The following is a 19,065-nucleotide window of genomic DNA, read 5'->3' on the forward strand; positions in this document are numbered from 1 at the left end:
TTATCTCCGGGTCGGGTCGAAAGTGGCGGGCAGCGTGGCCCAGCAGGCATCGTAATTAGTTTGCAGTTGCGGGCAGTTGAGGGCAAAACGGCTCGGGCGCAAGACCTGGCTGGTCTCAAACATGAACGCCATGGTGTTGTCGATTTTCGCCGGCGCCAGCTCCGCATTGATGGCCTTGGTGCAGGTTTCGCCGTCCGGGCCGTGAGCGCTCATGCAACTGTGCAAGGACGCGCCACCGGGCACGAAGCCTTCGGCCTTGGCATCGTAAGCGCCCTGGATCAGGCCCATGAATTCGTTCATCAGGTTGCGGTGGAACCACGGTGGACGGAAAGTTTTCTCGGCGACCATCCAGCGCGGCGGGAAGATCACGAAGTCGAGGTTGGCCAGGCCATGCACGCTAGTTGGCGAAGTCAGGACCGTGAAAATCGACGGGTCCGGGTGATCGAAACTAACCGTGCCTATGGTATTGAATCGGCGCAGGTCATATTTGTACGGCACGTTATTGCCATGCCAGGCGACCACATTCAGCGGTGAATGATCAAGCTCACACCCCCACAACTGACCGAGGAATTTTTGCACCAGTGTGGTCGGTTGCTTGAGGTGTTCGTAGTGCGCAACCGGTGTCAGGAAGTCCCGCGGGTTAGCCAGGCCATTGCTGCCGATCGGCCCCAGGTCCGGCAGACGCAATGGCGCGCCATGGTTCTCGGCGATGTAACCGCGCGCTTGTGGGTCGAGCAGTTCGACGCGGAATTTGAGCCCGCGCGGCAGCACAGCAATCTCCAGCGGCTCCAGCTCCAGTACGCCAAGTTCAGTGGCAATGCGCAAACGGCCAAGCTCAGGCACCAACAACATTTCGCCGTCAGCGTTGAAGAACACGCGCTCCATGGAGCGGTTGGCGCGATAGCTATGGATGCTGATTCCGGCCGGTTTTTCCGCGCCCGAGTTGGCCGCCATGCTCACCAGCCCATCGATGAAATCGGTTGGCTCGGTCGGGATGTCCAGCGGATTCCAGCGCAGGCGGTTGGGGGTCACTTCACCCAATGGGCCGCCAGCCAGTTGCCGCTCCAGTTTGACGAACGCCGGATGATTGGCAGATGGCTGAATGCGATACATCCAGGTCCGCCGCGCTTCGCTGCGAGCCATGGTAAACGCAGTGCCGGAGAACAATTCGGTGTAGAGGCCATACGGGGCTTTTTGCGGGGAGTTCTGGCCGACGGGCAGTGCGCCGGGCAACGCCTCACTGCTGAATTCGTTGCCGAAGCCGGACTGATAAGCCAGCGCTGTCGCGGTTGAATCAGGGTTCATGGAGCCTCCTGAACGGGGACTAGGCGATGGCCTGTCACTCTGTTGCAGAGGTTCGGCACGCCAGGGTTATTTTTATCGTAATTTGATTACGCATAACGTAATTTGATTGATATTGACCGTCAAGCTATAAAGACGCCCATTCGTCCCGGGATCAGACCGCCTCCATGGAAACGCCGCGCAACAACGACAAACAGAAAGTCCGCTCGGCCGAGGTCGGCACTGACATCCTCAAGGCCTTGGCCGAGCTGTCGCCCTCAACCTCCCTGTCGCGCCTGGCCGAACACGTGCAGATGCCGGCCAGCAAGGTTCATCGTTATTTGCAGGCGCTGATCGCCAGCGGCTTTGCCGAGCAGAACCCGGCCACCAACCATTACGGTCTCGGCCGTGAAGCCTTGCGTGTCGGGCTCGCTGCACTCAACAGTATGGACGTGCTGAAAGTCGGCGCCCTGCCCCTGGCCGAGCTGCGCGATGAGCTGAATGAAACCTGCTTTCTGGCGGTATGGGGCAATCAGGGCGCGACCGTGGTCCACATCGAACCGGCGGTGCGTGCGGTAACGGTGGTGACGCAATTGGGTTCGGTGCTGCCATTACTCAGCTCGTCCACTGGCCTGGTGTTTGGCGCTTATCTACCGAAACGGGAAACCGTGGACTTGCGCAATCAGGAACTGCACAACGCCACGGACCACATATTGGCGGACGATCAAACCTATACGGCCTTGTGCGAACAGATCCGCGAGCGTGGCCTGCATCATGTGCATGGGTTGTTGATGCCTGGGGTGGATGCCTTGTCGGCACCGATCTTCAACGCCGTGGGGAATGTCGCGGCGGTCTTGACCATTGTCGGCCCGACCTCGTTGTTTCACGCCGACGAAAACGGCCCGGCGGCGCAGCGGTTGCTGGCGGCGACGCGGGCCGTGAGCTGGCGGATGGGGTATGAGGCATCACCGATGTCTCAAGACCGGAGCTGATCAGCTCCGATCATTCATCCTCAGGATAACGCCTTGATGTGGGTCCGACCGTCAACCGATCACGTGGGTCGTACTCTCGGGGGTCCAGTGCGGCACAGCCACCGCAGTGACATAACTGATCCCAACCGGCACGCCCGTGACGGCCGAGAGTACGTCGCTCAGATCCCTGATTGAGGACAGCAGGCCAAGTGCTGAGGCCGCCGATCCTGCCGAGGCGACTTTACCCAGGTACATGACGATTGCCCCACGCCAGGCGGTAGCAAAATGTGCATTGGCGCCTGCAGAATCGCCATGGCTGGATGCAATGATGCCTTGCACGATCGAATGACTGATCTTCAACACGCTGACGACGAAACCCACCGGCGGGACAAAGATCGAAATCACATCCAATGCCACTTCGAGAAGAATCTTTGTCTCCTGCCAGAACGCTTCGGCTGGCGAAGTGGTCAGCACATCCAGATCATCAAGTGAGCGATCAATCAGGCTTTCGTATTCGGCCTTGAAGTTGTAGACCGGATAAGTACCGCCTAAACCGGGCACTGGCTGCGAATCTCGCGGATCACGGGACTTGCTGATGTAAGCGCCAACCCTGTCCCTCCCACGCAAACCGGCCAGACTCAGAAGATGCTCACCCAAAAGGCGATCATTCTCGATAGCCTTGGATAAATCACCGACCCAGATAAAGGCTTTACCGGGCGAATTCGGGACATAGGCGAACTTCACATGCCCTTCACCAAAAACATACCCTCCCGCGATGCGCGCACCTTCAAGCCAGAATTCGTAAACCCCTTCGCCAGGATAACTACTGGGGGAAACACCGTGTGGCGTCCTTGTGTCGCGATCCAGCCCCTTTATCGACTCGATCAACCAGTCATAATGACCCGATGGCAACGTGCCATTTAGCTTTTGCGTCAGCGCCGCCCTGAACATCTCGTTTTTCTTGAGTTCCCGATACAGGTTTGCGCGCAGATCAATATCCGATTTCCATAGAAAGTTTGATTTCAGATAATGGCTGTAATGCTCGCCTGGCATCAGGTCGATAAGCTTATTGAGCGTACTGGAATTCAGCTCAGTCATTGGCTCGCCCGTGTCCTTCCACCAGAACTCAGACACCCTGATACTGTCTCTGAGCGTATTCGAACCCGGCAGAAAAATTTTCTCGAACACATTCCCATCGCTGCGCCACAGATGCCAATTGATAAATAATTGCGTCAGCGTCATTGCGCCCATATGAAATTTCACCATGACGCGATCAGGATCGATCTGACGATCGCCAGTACGTCCCAGCTGTTCATTTAACCGACTCATGACCAATTCACGAGCGAACTTGTGAAAGCCCTCAATATGAAATTTGTCTTTTGACGCGTCATAAATGGCCTTGAAGTCGGTGTTCAAACGATTGAACAAGTGGCGATCAGATGCACCCGCATTTCGGTACCAATGGGGTGTGACAGCCTTTTCTTCGGCGTCTTCCCAGTCAAGGACGCTTTGAATACTGCCCTTTAACCCATCGCTTTCAACCCACGCAACCAGATTGACCTGGTCCCACCATGCTCGGCCCTGAATCCTTTCCCTCGGTTCACCACGCGGCCATTCCTTGCCGAATACTTCATGCTCAAGGTTATGCCGGTCACTTTCGTGCACTTGGGTTCGAAGGTAGGCGCGTCCCTCCTCTTCCAGTGCCCACAATCCTATGTACCGTTGCAAACTGTCCCGATTGGAGAATTCGTACCAGTCTTTATTCGTCGGCGAACCGGGTGCATAAAGCACGTAAGTTTTGAGATTCGCATCGCCTCCTTTCCTCCGGTAGACAATGAGATCCTTCAAGGGCTTGAAGTTATAGAAAGCTCTTAACGCGATACCAGACGCTTCAATAGATGGATCGCCAAAATTGAAGCGCTGAACAATATCCTGCGCAGTCGAGGTGATGTGCTTTTGCAGGATGGCGCCGAACAGCGTCAAGGCCGTCTTTCGACCCAGCACTTCCCGCATCGCTTCCTTGACGTTCGGCTGGCCATACACTCGCTGCCGTGCGGGTCCATACGCCAGACGCAGATCCAGTGTTTCAATGGCCCGCATTATGTTTTCAGGCGTCAGCCTGGCGAGACCATAGTCCTTCTCCAGCGTAAGCGTGTAGCGCCCTGCCCGATCATGCGCCCCATACATGAAAGCCTGGGTCAGCGTCTTCCGTTCACGGTGTTCGATCCGTTTGCCATCCGCCATCCTGACCGAATGCTGAATATTCACAAACACCGTGTCAGGGTCGATTCGTTCGTCGGTTCCCGGCGAGATGAATGCCTCTACGGCCTGTCGGGCATACGCTTTGAGACTCGCCACGTCTTGGGTCAACTCATGAAGTTGAATCTGGCTTTCAAGCAGGTTCTTCTCCAGACCGACATATAACTCCTGATTGGTGACATAGGCTTTTTTAAACCATTCAGGGCGGGCATTCTCCAGCATCGCCTTGATCAAGAGCACATTTCGCACGTTTTCAGAACGTACCACCGCCTCCATGGACAGAACGTTAGCCAGCGGCTGCCATGCCGCTTCGGTATGCGCGCCGACGGTCACTAACTGTCGCACTTGATGGATGAGATCACGACGCTGCCTTACCAGCAGGCCGCCATTGCAATGCTCAAACAGATCTTCAAGGATTCTCGCGTAACGCATCACTGGAGCAGTCGACACCAGAGCGCTCTCCTCCTCCGACAGCCCCTGCAACAGTTCTGCACGGCTCGACGCATCGGCCATCCGTTGTTGCAACGTTTGATGAAAGGCGCTCACGGTGTTGAATTTTTCTAATCCACCGAACGGTGAATAAAAAACAACCTCTTGACTGCCTGCTTGGTTCAGCTCATTTGCGATAGCGCCGGAAAGAGAAATAACAAAGGTGGATGCCAGCGTCGAGAAACCTCCCTGTTGTTTTTCAACCGAAACGGCATAGCAGGAACTTGGCAGTCCCGAACCGATTAAGCCATTGATGGTCACGACGTCACTTTTGGACAACAGGTTCTCGCTGGCCGCCAAGTCCAGCTCGCGCCAGAAAAGTCGCGCCTGAAGATTGCGCAACTCCCGTTTAGGTGGTGGCAAAGCACGCCCTCTGCTATCAACACCCATGGAGACGTTCCAATATTTATCTAATTCTGAACTGCATTTCTCAGGCAGGTTCTGCATCAGTTCGGCCATCATTCTTCCGACGTTTGCCACATCCAGATACTTCAGCCTGAACGTTTCACTGCCAATATTATCGAGCTCATACATACCGTATTTGTCAGCCGTATATTGGGGTGACCTGCCGCGCTTCAAACACTCCAAAAATACATCGAATAGATTGCCGGTGGGCTCCGAAGTAGATGCCACTGCCCCCGACCGAAGATTAATAAAACGGCGCGCTATGGAGGCATCTGAATCCAGCTTCTTAAACTCGTCTGCCAGGCAAATATGAAGAATCGCCTTGAACACAGGGATTTTTTTGAGTGCCTCGATCAAATGGGTACGCGCTTCATGCACTTGTTCCAGCGTTATATTTTTTTCCTGTTCGCTTTGCATTACCAACCTCTTTTAGTTTGATTACAAATACGGCACATCACTGCCGATCAACTTGAGATCAAACTAAAACAGATAGCCCCACCATTAAAAACCCAGAACACTTTTCAATACTTGTATCAGACACTTAATTACAAAATAGACACATAAGGAAAACACACAACACCTGAATCAGTCTCTCCAGCAAAGAAGCCTTGCGCTCAGCCATCGTTAGACTAAAAACAACAACACCCCCACCCATTAATCTTAAAGCAACAATAAAAACACCATCCTTTACATATAAAAGGAAACATCTCCCATCGCAGTTTTCTTCCACCAAAAGATAGTTTTATAGCAGAGCCGGCTCTTTGCACGCCGTGAGCTTCGTGCCCGATTGCAGACAGTCTTTCACTCAATCCAACAGACCGACACTCTTGGCTTTCGCAACCGCTTGCGTCCGGCGCTCCACACCCAACTTCCCGTGAATTCTCCGTGCATGTGTTTTCACCGTGTGCAAGGAGATAAACAACTGCTCGGCTATTTGCTGATTCGAATTGCCCAGCGCAATCAGCTTGAGCACTTCCACTTCACGCTGACTGAGTGGATTGATTTCACTCACCGGCAGATTTTTTTCCGAACGGTCCCAAGCATCCTCCAGTACCGGCAAAAGATCAGGCTGACGCAATTGCAACTCACTGAGCGCCTGGTGAAGGCTATGGTGCCTGGAAAGATTCAATCCTTTGCGCAACTCACCCCGGGCGCCGACCATGTCACCGTTCTGCCACGCGACTTCAGCCGCGGCGAACAGCAATTCAACCTCCAGCGCCCGCATGCCTGCGCGTTGCGACTGTTCAAGTGCCTGGGCGAAATGGTTCAGCGGGTCTTTGGCCTGGTGCAGAGCGACCTTTGCCAACACCAATAGATAATCGATACGCGCAATCAACATCAGGGTCGCGGGAGGCGCCTGTCGCGCATGCGGACCACGATAGTGGCGCAGTACACGACTGAGCGCCTCATGAGCCAGTTCCGGGCGACCCTGCTGAAGCCAGAATTGACTGCTGATCTGCAACAGCACACCGCGATAAACGGTGTCAGGAATCTGCCGTTGCTGCATCAAGCGCTCGGCATCGCGCAGCTGGACAAAGGCTTGGGCGTAGTCGCGCTGATTGGCGGCCACCTGCGCCAAACCGAGGAAACCGTAGAGCACCCGTTTGTCGTGGTTGCGCAAACAGATGAGCAGCCCTGCTTCGAAATAGGCGGCAGCCTGCGCATCCAGGCCCTGGCACAAACTCAAGCGTCCACGGTGCAAGGCAATTCGCCCGAGCAGGGGCTCGGCGATCCGCTGCTGTTGAGTGAGCAAGCCCTGAACGTTGGCGAGCAACTGGTCGGCTCGTTGAGGGGCTCCACGCTGCTCCAGCAATTGCGCATGATCGAGCTCCAGCAGCCCTTCGAAAACCAGCGAGCCTTGCGCCCGCGCCAGGCACAACGCATCGCGGTTTATCGCCTGCGCCACTTCGAGCTCACCCTTGAGCAGGGCCTGTTGCGTCAGACCCGAAAGGCACATCAAGCGCACGGTCCACAGGTCAGGACTGAGCTCACTCAGCGCCTCAACAAAATGCGCGCGCGAGCCCTCCATACGCCCCTGCAAATGCAGCAACCAGCCCTGCTGCGCCTGCCACCGTGCGATCAGTTGTCGCTGCTGGACCGCCGAGGGTTGTGGGGTAAAGCGCGACAACTGTTCGATACAAACGGCGGCTTGCTCGAATCGTCCGGCAAACAACAATGCCGCAGTGATCAAACCGACCAGTTGCGCTGAGCCGAACATAAGCTCTGCGCCTTGATGCTCATACAAACGCAACAACAGCACGACCGTCTGCTCCTCGAACAAATGCTCGAAACTGAAGTGCTGCAGCAGACTCACCGCGACCTCAAATTCTTCAGCCAGCAGGGCCTGCTCGAACGCCGCTTTCCAATCCAGTTCAGCGGCGAACCACTGACAGGCGCGGCGATGCCAGGAGCGTCCGGCCGGCCATTGTTCATCTCGCATCAATTGCATGAGTGGAGGGAAGATCTGCAGCCAGTCGGCCGAGTCCTGCCAGGGCTCGATAAACCCCCCCATATCCTGCAACGTCTTCAGGCATTGCGCGCCCTCCCCTGCGCCAAACAGGTGATCGCACAGACGTGCATTGAAGCGGGGCAAATGCGCGAGTACCCGCCAGGCCTCCGTCAACTCAGGGGTCAGGCTGGTAAACAGTTCGTGTTCGAGGTAATCGAGCAATGTGTCAGGTCGGCTGTGATGCGGGTCGTTACGCGACCAGTCGCATTTTTGCAGCAGCGCAACGCGTACTCCAGCACACCAACCTCCGCTGAGCTGGATAATCTTGCTGGCGGCGGTGCTGGCATCGGCCGGTGTCAGGTGGCGCAACAGCGAGGCAACCTCAGTTTGGTTGAAGGCCAGCGTGGCGCGCTCGCATTCGTACAATTCGTCATCGAGCAGCAACCGCGGCCAGTTGCATTGCGGGCGACGGCGGGCGCCCAGCCACCAGGTCAGCGCCGGGCTGCTGACGGCCAGCATGCGATCCAACAGCTGATCGAGTTCCGGGTTCGGAACGCGGCAATAGTCATCGAGAAACAGCCAGGTCGGCGCCTGCAATCGAGCCAGAGCGCCAAGCATCGCCGGCTCTTCTGACGAAGCCAGCCCCAGCGTTTCTGCCACGCTCTGACGAAAATCCGCCGCGCTCATCATCTTGCCCGACAGCGGCAACCAGCACACCCGGCACTGCGCCGGCGCCTGCAACAGACAGTCGGCAAGCAGCGCCGACTTGCCACTGCCAGCGGGTGCGCAGATCAATTTCACCCGCGCGGTAGACGCCAGCAACGGCTTGCTCAAGCGCTCACGCGACAGGTGATGAGAAGACAGACGGGGCAGGAATCCGGAACGGTCCAGACACGGAGTCATGGCGGTCATTGCAGCGTGCCTTTTTATAATTGTGAGGCCACCCTAGACCTGTCTAACCCGCTTGTTGAGAAGTATTCAGGGCGTTGATCGACAGCCATAAAAAAGGCGACCCATCGGTCGCCTTTTGCACGGTGAATGGATAAAGCCCTTACCGAACCCCCTCCGCACGCAGCGCCGATGGCGTGTAATCGGCGATCTTGGCTTCGAAGCCAAACTCGAAGCTGTGCTTCTCTTCGTTCTTCATCCCCAGCGCGATGTATCGGCCGGCGATGATGTCGTAGAGCGCTTCCAGCGTGTACGCCTGAGCCTGGTGATCGTAGTAATACTGAGCATGCCCTTCAGCCACTCGCCACAGTTGCCCGCGACCGTCGTAGTGATCCGCCAGCGCCACTTGCCAACTGTCTTCGTCGATGTACATGTGACGCTTGGCGTAAATGTGGCGCTCGCTCGGCTTGACCGTGCCGACCACTTCCCAAACGCGGTGCAGTTCATAACGGGTCAGGTCCTGATTGATATGGCCGGCCTTGACGATGTCGTCGTATTTGAGGTTTGGCGAGTCGAGTTTGTAGCTGTTGTACGGAATGTACATTTCCTTCTTGCCGATCAGTTTCCAGTCGTAACGATCCGGCGCACCGGAGAACATGTCGAAGTTGTCGGAGGTGCGCAGACCGTCAGCGGCGGTGCCCGGGCCGTCATAGGCCACTTGCGGGGCGCGACGTACACGACGCTGGCCGGCGTTGTAGATCCACGCCAGACGCGGTTCCTTCACCTGATCGAGGGTTTCGTGCACCAGCAGCACGTTACCCGCCAGACGCGCTGGCGCGGTGACCGACTGTTTGAAGAAAGTCAGCACGTTGGCGGATTTGTCCGCGTCGAGGTCCTTCATCAGTTGCGGGACGGCGATTTCTTCCTCGAAGCGGATCGGCGTGTAGCTGCCGTTCGTTTGCGGGGTCACCTGGGTGATGATGCGTTTGAGGTTACCGCCGTGGTAACGGGTGATGTGGTTCCACATCACTTCGACGCCGTTCTTGGGAATCGGGAACGCGTAGTAGCGGTTGCCGGTGAAACCGGCCAGGCCGTTACCATCGTTGATGGTGGTCACGTTCAGTGCACTGCGCTTGGCCGACTCGTAGATTTCCGGCGGCACGGCCACGGTGCGGTGGGTCGGGTAGACCGGGATCTTGTAGGTGTCCGGGTAGCGCTTGAACATCGCCACCTGGCCTTCCGACAGTTTGTCCTTGTACTTGTCGACGGTCGCCGGAGTGATCACGAACAGCGGTTTTTCGCTGGCGAACGGGTCAGCGAGAAAGCCTTTGCTGTCCACTGCACCAGCGTTTTTTGGAAGGCCACCGGTCCAGGCCGGAATCGAGCCGTCGGCGTTACCGGCCTTCTCGGCGCCCAGCGGCGTGAGACTGGTACCCAGTTTGTTGGCTTCATCCGGCGACACTGCCGCCATCACGTTGGCGGCCAGCAAGCTCAGGGCCAGGGCGCTGCATTGCAGAATCATCTTGCGCATTGAAATCATCCTTCTCAGCCAGATCAGAAGTTCACGCCGAAGCTCAGCGCCACGAAGTCGCGGTCTTCGAGGACGTTGTAGTCACCGCCGAAGAAGTCGGTGTAACTGAGGCTCGCGGTATAGGTGTTGCGATAGTCGGCATCGACGCCGACGCTGACCGCCTTGACGCCTTCGTTGAACAGCCCGTTGGGGCCGTAGCCAGCAACGTCATGCGACCAGGACAAGTTGGGCTTGAGGTTGACCCCGGCGAACACGTCGGCGTAATCAAGGATCGCCCGGGCGCGGTAGCCCCACGAGGTCGAGGTGACAAAACCTTCGGTGTCGCCACCAAAACCGTACTGGCCGTACACCGAGTCGCGGCCGTAACGCAACTGACTGCGCCCCTCCAGACCACCGACGTGAACCACGGCCGCTTCGCCCACCACGGTCAGTCGTTGCGCGCCCAGTACCTGGTCGAAGAACTGCGTCAGGGTGCTCTGGACTTGCGTGACTTCCTTGCGGCGGTAGCCTTTGTTGTCAGCGCCAGGCGTGGTGGCAATCGGTGATGCGGCACCGCCGGCAATCGGGTTGATCAAGGCCAGGGTCAGGTCGTTGGTGTTGACCTGTACCGGGGCGTTGGGGCGATAGCTGATCTCACCGCTCCACGCCGTGCCGGTCGGCAAGGTGGTGGAGAAGCTCGCGCCATACAGACGAATGTCTTCCGGGTAATCGAGGTAATAATGGCCGCGACCGAGCATCACGCTCTGCGCCAGCCCCGAACCGCTACCGGGTGCCAGACGGTTGGCGATACCGACCATGCCCGGCAAGCTGGCCAGTGTCGACGCGCCGGCCGTGACAGTGCCCACCGTCGGTGTGCGGCTGTGGTAGTTCATGAAATACAGGCCGTACTCGGTGTCATCACCGAGCCAGCGCAACGCGGTGCCCCACTGCCCGGAGTCCCGCGCATCGCGGTCGCCACCACGGGGAACGACCACGCCTTCGCGGGTCACTTGAATCGGTTGGCCAAACGCGGCTGCCAGCGGCGCCAAAGGAGCAATCGCCGGGCTGCCGACGGTGTAGTTGTTGTTGCAACCATCGGCCGCCACGTCGACAGCGAAGAACGTGCCGCAGTTGTCGAGAACGGTCTGGTCCCACTCCAGTTGATAGAACCCGTCGACCGAGAGCTGATCCGTCAGGCCCTGGGAAACGTACAGCATGTTCACGGGAATCAGGCCTTCCTTGATCTCGGCGCCGGGACGACGGAATGCGGAAACGTCGATCGGGTTGATGCTGTTGATCGAGTTGCCGATGAAAGTACTTTCCCCCCAGCTCACCACTTGCTTGCCGGCGCGCACGCTGCCTGGCAGATCGGCAATGGCGTAGTTGTGATAAACGAAGGCGTCGAGGATTTGCGCGCCGGAAGACTTGGCGCCTTCCTTGCGGCCGTGGTCACTGATTTGTTTGAACGGACGATCTTCATCCTGCAATTCGAAGTCGTACCAGTACTTGCCCCGCACGAACACACCGCTGTCGCCATACTTCAATTCGAGGTCGTGGATGCCCTTGACGATTTTGGAGAAGGTTTCGCCCTTCCCGAAGTTCTGCCGGCCGTCATCACCGGTCGATGACTGCCCGGTCCCGCCGTTGACGGTGCCCACCAACGACTTCTCGGCATCGCGCATGCCCCAACTCGCGCCGACGGACAGTGAGGAGTCAAACGTGCCCTCGATCTCGCCGATATTGAATGAAACAGCCTGCGCCTGGGCACAGCAACCCAAGGCCACCGCAGCGGCCAGCGCTTGCGGTTTGAAGATGGCGCGCATTGTTGTTTTTGTCATGCGTCTTCCCCGGTGAGTGACAGAAGGCCCCACCCTACTGCCGCAACCGGGGAGCGATAAGCGCACCAAGGAGGTATTCGCGGTGTACCTCTAAAGGATGAATGACCAGACGGGGCGCGGCTTTGCGCCGGGCATGGATGGGCTGGATGGAGGGTTATCAGTCAGACGCATGGGCCAGGTGACCACCGCCCTGTAACAACTGCTACAGGGCGGTGGCCAGCCGGGACTGTTACCCAGGCTGCAACACTGCATGTCGCGAATCGCTATTTTTCCTTTGGGCTCAACGGCTTATTCTTGCCGGGCTTTCACGGTGACCCGCCGGACAGCACGAAGCCATGGCGTGTGATCAACCCACGCCATCGGCGACAGAATCCAGATGAATCGATGCTTTTTCGATTGATCGCCCCGTGTACACAGACGTTGATTTGTAGCTCCTGATCCAACGTCTTACTTGGCCGCTGCGTTTGCAGCGGCCTTTTTTATGGGTAAAAAAAAAAGAATTTCCCTAATTTAATGCGGGATAAATCTTTCGATCCGGAAGGATATAACAACTACTTACCACCTAAAAAGAAAGTGCCTACACGCTTCACAGACCCAATATTTTCACCTCTGACATAAGCTTTTTTCAGCGAGCAACAACCACTCATGGAAGAACAACATGTCAGAGAAGCAAGGTCCCCCACATGAATTACCGGTATCACATGTTATCGGAGAGCTTGGCAAAATTGACTTGCCAACCACTTATGTTGGTGCACAGCCGAAGCCTGGAACAGATCCGAAAGGCGGCGGATTTCGAGTGCCGCCGACACGCCCCGGAATTGGCTCGGGCCTCACGTTAAACGAAGGACTTCGGCGCGAAACCCGCGACAACATCAAAGTTACGGAGAACTCCGTAAAAAATGAACACAGTGCAAAACTTCAGAACTTGACAGGAACGACCGAAAGCGACTTGTCAAACCTGAGAGTTCAACATCCAGCATCAGTAGCAAGTCCTGCACAAGCGTATCAACACGAACTCAACATCAGAAATTTACTAATCCAACAAAAGACAGCTGAACTTCACGTTCAAACCTCAGCTGCCAACTCCTTCTATGGACATAGTCCCATCAACAAAACAATTGGTGACTACCTAGCTAAAGCTCAAACACTTGAAAAACCTATAACACCCTACGGACCTGTTTATGCGAGGTGGGTCACCTCCTATAAAGCCGCTTACTCTGCAAACTTCCTGTCAGAGCAAATTCGACTTCTACATACCCAACACTTACATGTGCAGAACCTTCTTGCTGCTGCTCAGGCGCAAGAACAACGACAGCTAGAAGCGGAACGCGAAGCTCATCGAGTGGCGGCAGAGTTGGCTCGTGTAAATGAGGAGGCGGCCGCTAGAGCTCGTGAGCAAGCGCGACTTGCCGCTTTGGAAAACGCACGGCAACTGGCAGCTGAGCAGGCTCGGATTGCGGCAGAAGCAGCAACACAGCAGGTTGCCGCTGAACGCGCTCTTCTAGAAGCACAAGCCGAGGTCAAACGGCAGGAAGAAAAAGAAGAAAAAGAAGCCGATGCCAAAAAGAATGCGCAAGAACTCGAACGATTCAGAGCGATGGTTGCGATGTTCGAATCGTGGGAAGCCGCCAAAGCCAGTCGGCCGTTTCCCATATCAGGCCGGTCTGCCGCAGCGGGCCCGGTATTCACCTTGTCAGAGGGGCGTCTCGCCGCTGGCGCCGCAACAACTCAAGCCGTCAGGTCCGCACTGCACACCGCAGTTGCCGCAGCAACAACGGCAGGCACCGCAGCGGCAAGCGCCATACTAGTGGGGTTTGCAGCACTACTATTCCCCTCGCCACTGGCTGACGGTGAAAGCCGTGAACTGAGCACCCCGCTTTCAAAACTTGTCCCTGACAACTTCCATGCCTGGAGCCTCGCGCTTTCGGAGTACCAGCCCGACGATCTCCACGCCTTGAGCATCCCACTCTCGGATTTCGCACAGATCAATGCAGATGACTTGTATGCCATTGCCTAAGTCAATGGAGACGTCAGGCTGCCGGTGGCGATCGGCTCCAGAACAGCGGGGAACATAACCGAATTCTTTGTCGCTGCCACGAACGACATAACGTTGCCGGGCAACGTTCCGGTGCGACTCGCCACTTACGATCCTGCCGTTAATGCCTACAGGTCTTACAACCCGGATGCCCCATCAATCGGTATGACCTGGACACCGATCGTTACGCCGAACGACGCGTCAACCACCCTCCCCGCCAGCGAACGGAACATTGCTGTTTACGACGGCACTACCTTAACGGCGCTTGAAGGAAGGACAGATTCATTTCCGGAGCTTGACCTCTACAGCTTTGGTGGATTCATTACTGTCTTTCCGGCGGATTCGGGCATCCCGCCGATCTTTACGATGTTCAAAGATCGAAGGGATGATCCTGGAATGGCCAGTGGTTATGGAGAACCAGTGTCGGGAATGTGGCTGGAACCCGCGTCGCAGGGCAATGGCGCAGTGATTCCGATTTGGATCGCGGATAAGCTTCGGGGACAAGAGTTTTCAAGTTTCAGGGCTTTTAGAGAGCAGTTTTGGAGAGCTGCCATTGACGACCCTGAACTCGTCACACAGTTCACGGCCAACAACATGCATGAAATGAAAAATGGAAGAGCCCCTTTTTCTCGTAGAAGTGACAGATCAGGTGGCAAAATAAAGTTTGAACTCCACCATTTGAACCGTATTTCTAAAGGTGGCGACGTCTACGACATCGATAACATCCGAATTGTTACTCCAAAACGTCACTCTGAGCTTCACAAAGGAGGAAACTGAAATGAAAAAATTTAACATCTCCGACTACACCGAAGCAGAGTTTCTCGAATTTATAAATGTAATCTGCTGGTCTGAGCACCCAACGGAAAAAGATCAAGTCGATGCGGTTCTTTTATTTGAGGTACTAACAGAACATCCAGACGGATCCGATTTGATTTACTACGCGGACTCAGAGGAAGAATCCACACCTGAAGCCATCATTGAAAAAATAAAAGCCTGGCGAGCCGCCAACGGCAAACCTGGTTTCAAAATAGAAGAATAGAAATAATGCAGTGGAGCAGGCAGACGTACCTGACTCCACTTTCAAAGCTGCCACTGCGCACCCCACATTTCCACTACTTACACATTTTTCGGAAAACGACTACAAGCTTCTGTAACCACACGAAGTGTCCCGACCATTAAGGTTAATTACAACTCAGCCATACATTCGTATCGCGCGCTGACTTCAACTTAATTAACCACGAGTCGCTTTTCATGAAACCCATCATCTACAACAAACACCACGCCACCCAGAGTTCCAACAGCCGAGTACGGTTTCTAATCTTTCACTACACGGCGGGCAACTTCTCCAGTTCGGTCAATGCATTGACCGGCCCGAATGTCAGCGCACATTATCTGGTTCCGGACATCACCGATCCGAGCTACTTGAACGCAGGTTATACCGGACAGGAAGTCTTCAGCCTCGTCGACGAAACCAAACGTGCCTGGCACGCGGGTGTCAGTCAGTGGGGCAACCGCAGCAGTCTGAATGACACCTCTATCGGTGTCGAAATCGTTAACCTGGCGACGTTCAGCCAGGGGGTGTTCAATTTCCCGCCGTATCAACCAGAACAAATTGTCGCGATTGAACAACTGGCGGTGAACATCCTTGAGCGCTATCCGGATATCAGCCCGACCCATGTCCTGGGTCACTCTGACGTTGCGGTCGGTCGCAAGAGTGATCCGGGGCCGAAATTTCCCTGGCATGCCCTGTATTTGAAAGGCATTGGTGCCTGGTTCGACGACGCGACCCGCGACGCCTATCTGCAGCAATACAACGAAACCGGCATTCCAGCCCGAACCGAATTGCTCAAGCAGTTCAAAACCTATGGCTATGACGTTTCAAATGCGTCTACCGAACAAGGCTTCACGCAATTGGTTCGAGCCTTTCAGCTGCACTTTCGCCCTGAAACATACGACGGAATCATGGACGTGCAAACGGCGGCGAATCTGGCCGCGTTGGTTCGCAAGTACTTTGCTTGATAACCGATGCAACCCCGAACACTAAGCACCAGCAAGGTCGTCAACGGTGACCTTGCTGGTCTCCATCAAAGGGAATACTTCTGCAAATTCCCCATCATTTCCTTCAGCGCTTCAATATTGTCCTTAGGATGCGCCGCCCCCTCGAAATCACAAATCTGCTCCCACTGCGCCGCCACATCCTCCGGCGAGAACCCCACCCGCGGATCAAACCCGGCGCCGAGGCTGCGTTCCCAGCGCACCTTGCCCATCCAGCCGCCACCGACTTCAAACAACCCGGAAGTCTCCTTGCAGTTTTCACTGGCCAGGTACACCACCAGCGGGCTGACCAGTTCCGGTTTGAGTTGTTCGAACACTTGCGGTGGGATGAGGCCTTCGGTCATGCGCGTGCCGCCAGTCGGAGCGATGGCGTTGACCAAAATGTTGTTCTTGCGCCCTTCAATAGCGAGGGTGCGAGTCAGGCCGTAGAGGCCGAGTTTGGCCATGCCGTAGTTGGACTGGCCGAAGTTGCCGTAGATGCCGGAGGTCGACGCGGTGAAGATCACGCGGCCATAGTTTTGCTCGCGCATGTGCGGCCAGGCGGCGCGGGTGACTTTGTAGGCGCCTTCGACGTGGACGCGGTAAACCAGGTCCCAGTCGGCGTCATCCATCTTGTGGAAAGTCTTGTCGCGCAGGATCCCGGCGTTATTGACCACCACATCGACACGGCCGAAAACATCGAGCGCGTGCTGGACGATTTTGTCGCCGTCGGTGACGGAATCATGGTTGGCTTCGGCAATGCCGCCGGCCTCGCGAATCTCGGCCACCACGCGGTCTGCTGCGGACGCGTTGGCGCCCTCACCTTGCGCCGAGCCGCCGAGATCGTTGACCAGCACTTTGGCGCCCTGTTTGGCGAACAGCAGCGCGTGTGCCCGGCCCAGGCCGCCGCCTGCACCGGTGACGATCACGACTTTATCTTCGAAGCGCACAGACTCATTCATGGGGGGAACTCCAGCAGGCCAGGGACAATAAGCCCGAGTGTCAGGCACGGCGCTGCGGGTCACAATGAACAGGGGTGAGGCTGAATGGTGCCCGATAAGGCAGGGGGATAATCAGGAGTAGGCGAACCGGCGCGGCGGCAAAATCAGCCGATCACGAAACTCCAGATAGTGCTTGAGCACCTGCGCCGGCGCTTCGGTCTGTGGGTAATGGCCAATCTCGGCCAGCAGGACCGTGTCCGGGTTGGGAATCAGTTCCCGATAGCGCGCGACCATGTGTGCACCGGAAATGGGGTCGACCTCGCCATCAATCACGCGCAGCGGCACTTCACCGCGCTGCATGGCGCCGACCCAACGCTCTCGCTGGACGCGACGTTCGGGAATGTAGGTAATGAGTTTGTGCATGATCCGCTGGCCGTGATTGCTGTCGATCAGCCCCCAGAAATCATCCATTTCACTTTCAGTCGGGCGGGTCATCCGCCCGAAAATCTGCCGAAAACTCTTCACCAGCGCGTCACGCGTGAAGGCGCGGCCAATCATCCAGCCCAAGGGGCTGAGCAGCAGCTTTTGCGCCAGCAGCGGACGATGGGTTTCGGGAAACAGACCACCGTTGAGGAACACACAACTGGCGAGGTGAATGCGGGTTTCGTAATGCCGGGCCAACAGTTCCTGCGCCACGCTGTCACCATAGTCGTGAGCCAGCACATGCACCGGTTGCGTGACACTCAAATGCGCCAGCAACGCCTGTTGCAAGTCGGCTTGTTCGAGCAGGCTGTATTCGTGGTCCACCGGTTTGGCAGAGTCACCAAAGCCGAGCATATCGCAGGCAATCACTCGATAGCGTTGCGCCAGTGGCTGCCACAAGTAATGCCAATCCCAACTGGCAGTCGGAAAGCCATGGATGAGCAACAGCGGCTCACCCTGCCCGGCCGTCCAATAGCGAATGGACTGGCCACGGAATACGAACGTCTGGCCGCGTTTGCGCCAGACACACAGGGGGATCTCGGCGAGTGGCATTAGAGTTTATAACCCGGGTCTTGTTGATCGAGTTTGCGTAGCAGCGCCGGCCAGGCCAGCGCGCCACCCATCCCTTGAGCGCTTTTGGTCACGCCGGCGATCATCGCCTTGGCGCCCGCCAGAATCTGCGGTTCGATGGCGATCAATTCGGCGCCGCCATTCTGCGCCAGCACCTGGATATCGCAGGCGCGCTGGAAGGTAAACATCATCAGAAACGTATCGGCGATGGTGCCGCCACAGGTCAGCAGACCGTGGTTGTGCAGCATCAGGAAATTGTTTTCACCGAGGTCGGCTTGCAGGCGTGCCTTCTCTTCATGGTTCAGCGCCACGCCTTCATACGCGTGGTAAGCCAGGCTGGACAGGACAAACAAGGATTGCTGACTGATCGGCAGAATGCCCTGCTTTTGCGCCGAGACTGCAACACCCGCCGCGGTGTGGGTGTGCAGTACGCACACCACATCGTGGCGAACTTCATGCACGGCGCTGTGAATGGTGTAACCCGCCGGGTTGATCTCGTAAGGACTGTCCATCAACTTGTGGCCGGCCTGATCGACCTTGACCAGGCTTGACGCGGTGATTTCGTGAAACATCAGCCCGAACGGGTTGATCAGAAAATCTTCGGTGCCCGGCACCTTGGCCGAGATGTGCGTAAAGATCAGATCGTCCCAGCCATGCGCGGCGACCAAACGATAACAGGCCGCCAGATCGACGCGAGTTTGCCACTCGGCGACACTGACCTGACCTTTGACACTGTGGGGTGACTGGACGGGAGCAACATTCACGGCAAGACCTCCTGTTCTTATTGTTCTGCTGTCGTCACAGCAGTCTAGTCAGCCCCCGGGCTTGGTGTAGTTGCATTGGCAGCCAGCTTGATGGCCTAGCGAGTCAGTGGCGCAATGAGTCTGGATCCATGTCAAAGGATCGACGCCA

At 56.6% G+C, this 19,065-nt stretch carries 13 protein-coding genes and 1 pseudogene; 6 read left to right on the forward strand and 8 right to left on the reverse strand.

Going from position 1 to position 19,065, the window contains the following annotated elements; genetic code table 11:
- On the reverse strand, nt 1-1,305 hold the full coding sequence (gene hmgA, locus J2X66_RS10420; RefSeq protein WP_310263807.1) for a homogentisate 1,2-dioxygenase: 1,305 nt from the start codon (nt 1,303-1,305) through the stop codon (nt 1-3).
- A 164-nt stretch (nt 1,306-1,469) separates the two neighbouring features.
- Between hmgA and J2X66_RS10425 the strand changes: the two genes are divergently transcribed.
- On the forward strand, nt 1,470-2,273 hold the full coding sequence (locus tag J2X66_RS10425; protein ID WP_027924579.1) for an IclR family transcriptional regulator: 804 nt from the start codon (nt 1,470-1,472) through the stop codon (nt 2,271-2,273).
- Nucleotides 2,274-2,324: 51 nt separating this feature from the next.
- Here the strand turns inward: J2X66_RS10425 and J2X66_RS10430 are convergent, their stop codons facing one another.
- From J2X66_RS10430 to J2X66_RS10445, 4 genes are all read right to left on the reverse strand, one after another.
- The gene (locus J2X66_RS10430) at nt 2,325-5,822 is read right to left on the reverse strand and encodes a dermonecrotic toxin domain-containing protein (protein WP_310263810.1); all 3,498 of its coding nucleotides are present in this window, start codon (nt 5,820-5,822) and stop codon (nt 2,325-2,327) included.
- Between the two features lie 388 nt (nt 5,823-6,210).
- Nucleotides 6,211-8,766 carry a LuxR C-terminal-related transcriptional regulator gene (locus J2X66_RS10435; protein ID WP_310263812.1) on the reverse strand — a complete coding sequence of 852 codons (2,556 nt, stop codon included), beginning with the start codon at nt 8,764-8,766 and terminating at the stop codon, nt 6,211-6,213.
- A 139-nt stretch (nt 8,767-8,905) separates the two neighbouring features.
- A complete protein-coding gene (locus J2X66_RS10440) occupies nt 8,906-10,273 on the reverse strand; it encodes a DUF1329 domain-containing protein (RefSeq protein WP_310263814.1) in 1,368 nt (455 codons plus the stop codon).
- A 23-nt stretch (nt 10,274-10,296) separates the two neighbouring features.
- Nucleotides 10,297-12,090: a DUF1302 domain-containing protein gene (locus tag J2X66_RS10445; protein ID WP_310263816.1), complete on the reverse strand. Its 1,794-nt coding sequence runs from the start codon at nt 12,088-12,090 to the stop codon at nt 10,297-10,299.
- A 658-nt stretch (nt 12,091-12,748) separates the two neighbouring features.
- Between J2X66_RS10445 and J2X66_RS10450 the strand changes: the two genes are divergently transcribed.
- The 5 genes and pseudogenes from J2X66_RS10450 (at nt 12,749) to J2X66_RS10465 (ending at nt 16,144) form a co-directional block, all read left to right on the forward strand.
- Nucleotides 12,749-14,107, forward strand: coding sequence for a hypothetical protein (locus J2X66_RS10450; RefSeq protein ID WP_310263818.1), 1,359 nt, complete (start codon nt 12,749-12,751; stop codon nt 14,105-14,107).
- A gap of 15 nt (nt 14,108-14,122) precedes the next feature.
- Nucleotides 14,123-14,482 (forward strand): annotated as a pseudogene (locus J2X66_RS30170) (S-type pyocin domain-containing protein); the annotation flags it as partial.
- A gap of 39 nt (nt 14,483-14,521) precedes the next feature.
- On the forward strand, nt 14,522-14,902 hold the full coding sequence (locus J2X66_RS30175; RefSeq protein ID WP_405046765.1) for an HNH endonuclease: 381 nt from the start codon (nt 14,522-14,524) through the stop codon (nt 14,900-14,902).
- A 1-nt stretch (nt 14,903) separates the two neighbouring features.
- Nucleotides 14,904-15,164 (forward strand): bacteriocin immunity protein, encoded by a 261-nt coding sequence (locus J2X66_RS10460; protein WP_310263822.1) that lies wholly within the window; start codon nt 14,904-14,906, stop codon nt 15,162-15,164.
- 212 nt (nt 15,165-15,376) lie between these two features.
- On the forward strand, nt 15,377-16,144 hold the full coding sequence (locus tag J2X66_RS10465) for an N-acetylmuramoyl-L-alanine amidase (RefSeq protein ID WP_310263824.1): 768 nt from the start codon (nt 15,377-15,379) through the stop codon (nt 16,142-16,144).
- Nucleotides 16,145-16,209: 65 nt separating this feature from the next.
- On the opposite strand, the gene J2X66_RS10470 is transcribed toward J2X66_RS10465, so the two are convergent.
- The 3 genes from J2X66_RS10470 to J2X66_RS10480 form a co-directional block, all read right to left on the reverse strand.
- The gene (locus J2X66_RS10470; RefSeq protein WP_059181601.1) at nt 16,210-17,121 is read right to left on the reverse strand and encodes an SDR family oxidoreductase; all 912 of its coding nucleotides are present in this window, start codon (nt 17,119-17,121) and stop codon (nt 16,210-16,212) included.
- Nucleotides 17,122-17,232: 111 nt separating this feature from the next.
- Complete coding sequence (locus J2X66_RS10475) at nt 17,233-18,135, reverse strand: alpha/beta fold hydrolase (protein WP_310263827.1); 903 nt, start codon at nt 18,133-18,135, stop codon at nt 17,233-17,235.
- A complete protein-coding gene (locus tag J2X66_RS10480; protein ID WP_310263829.1) occupies nt 18,135-18,917 on the reverse strand; it encodes a class II aldolase/adducin family protein in 783 nt (260 codons plus the stop codon). The genes J2X66_RS10475 and J2X66_RS10480 overlap by 1 nt, the downstream gene beginning before the upstream one ends.
- Between the last annotated feature and the right edge of the window lie 148 nt (nt 18,918-19,065).

Source organism: Pseudomonas sp. 3296 (assembly GCF_031456615.1).
GTDB lineage: Bacteria > Pseudomonadota > Gammaproteobacteria > Pseudomonadales > Pseudomonadaceae > Aquipseudomonas > Aquipseudomonas mucoides.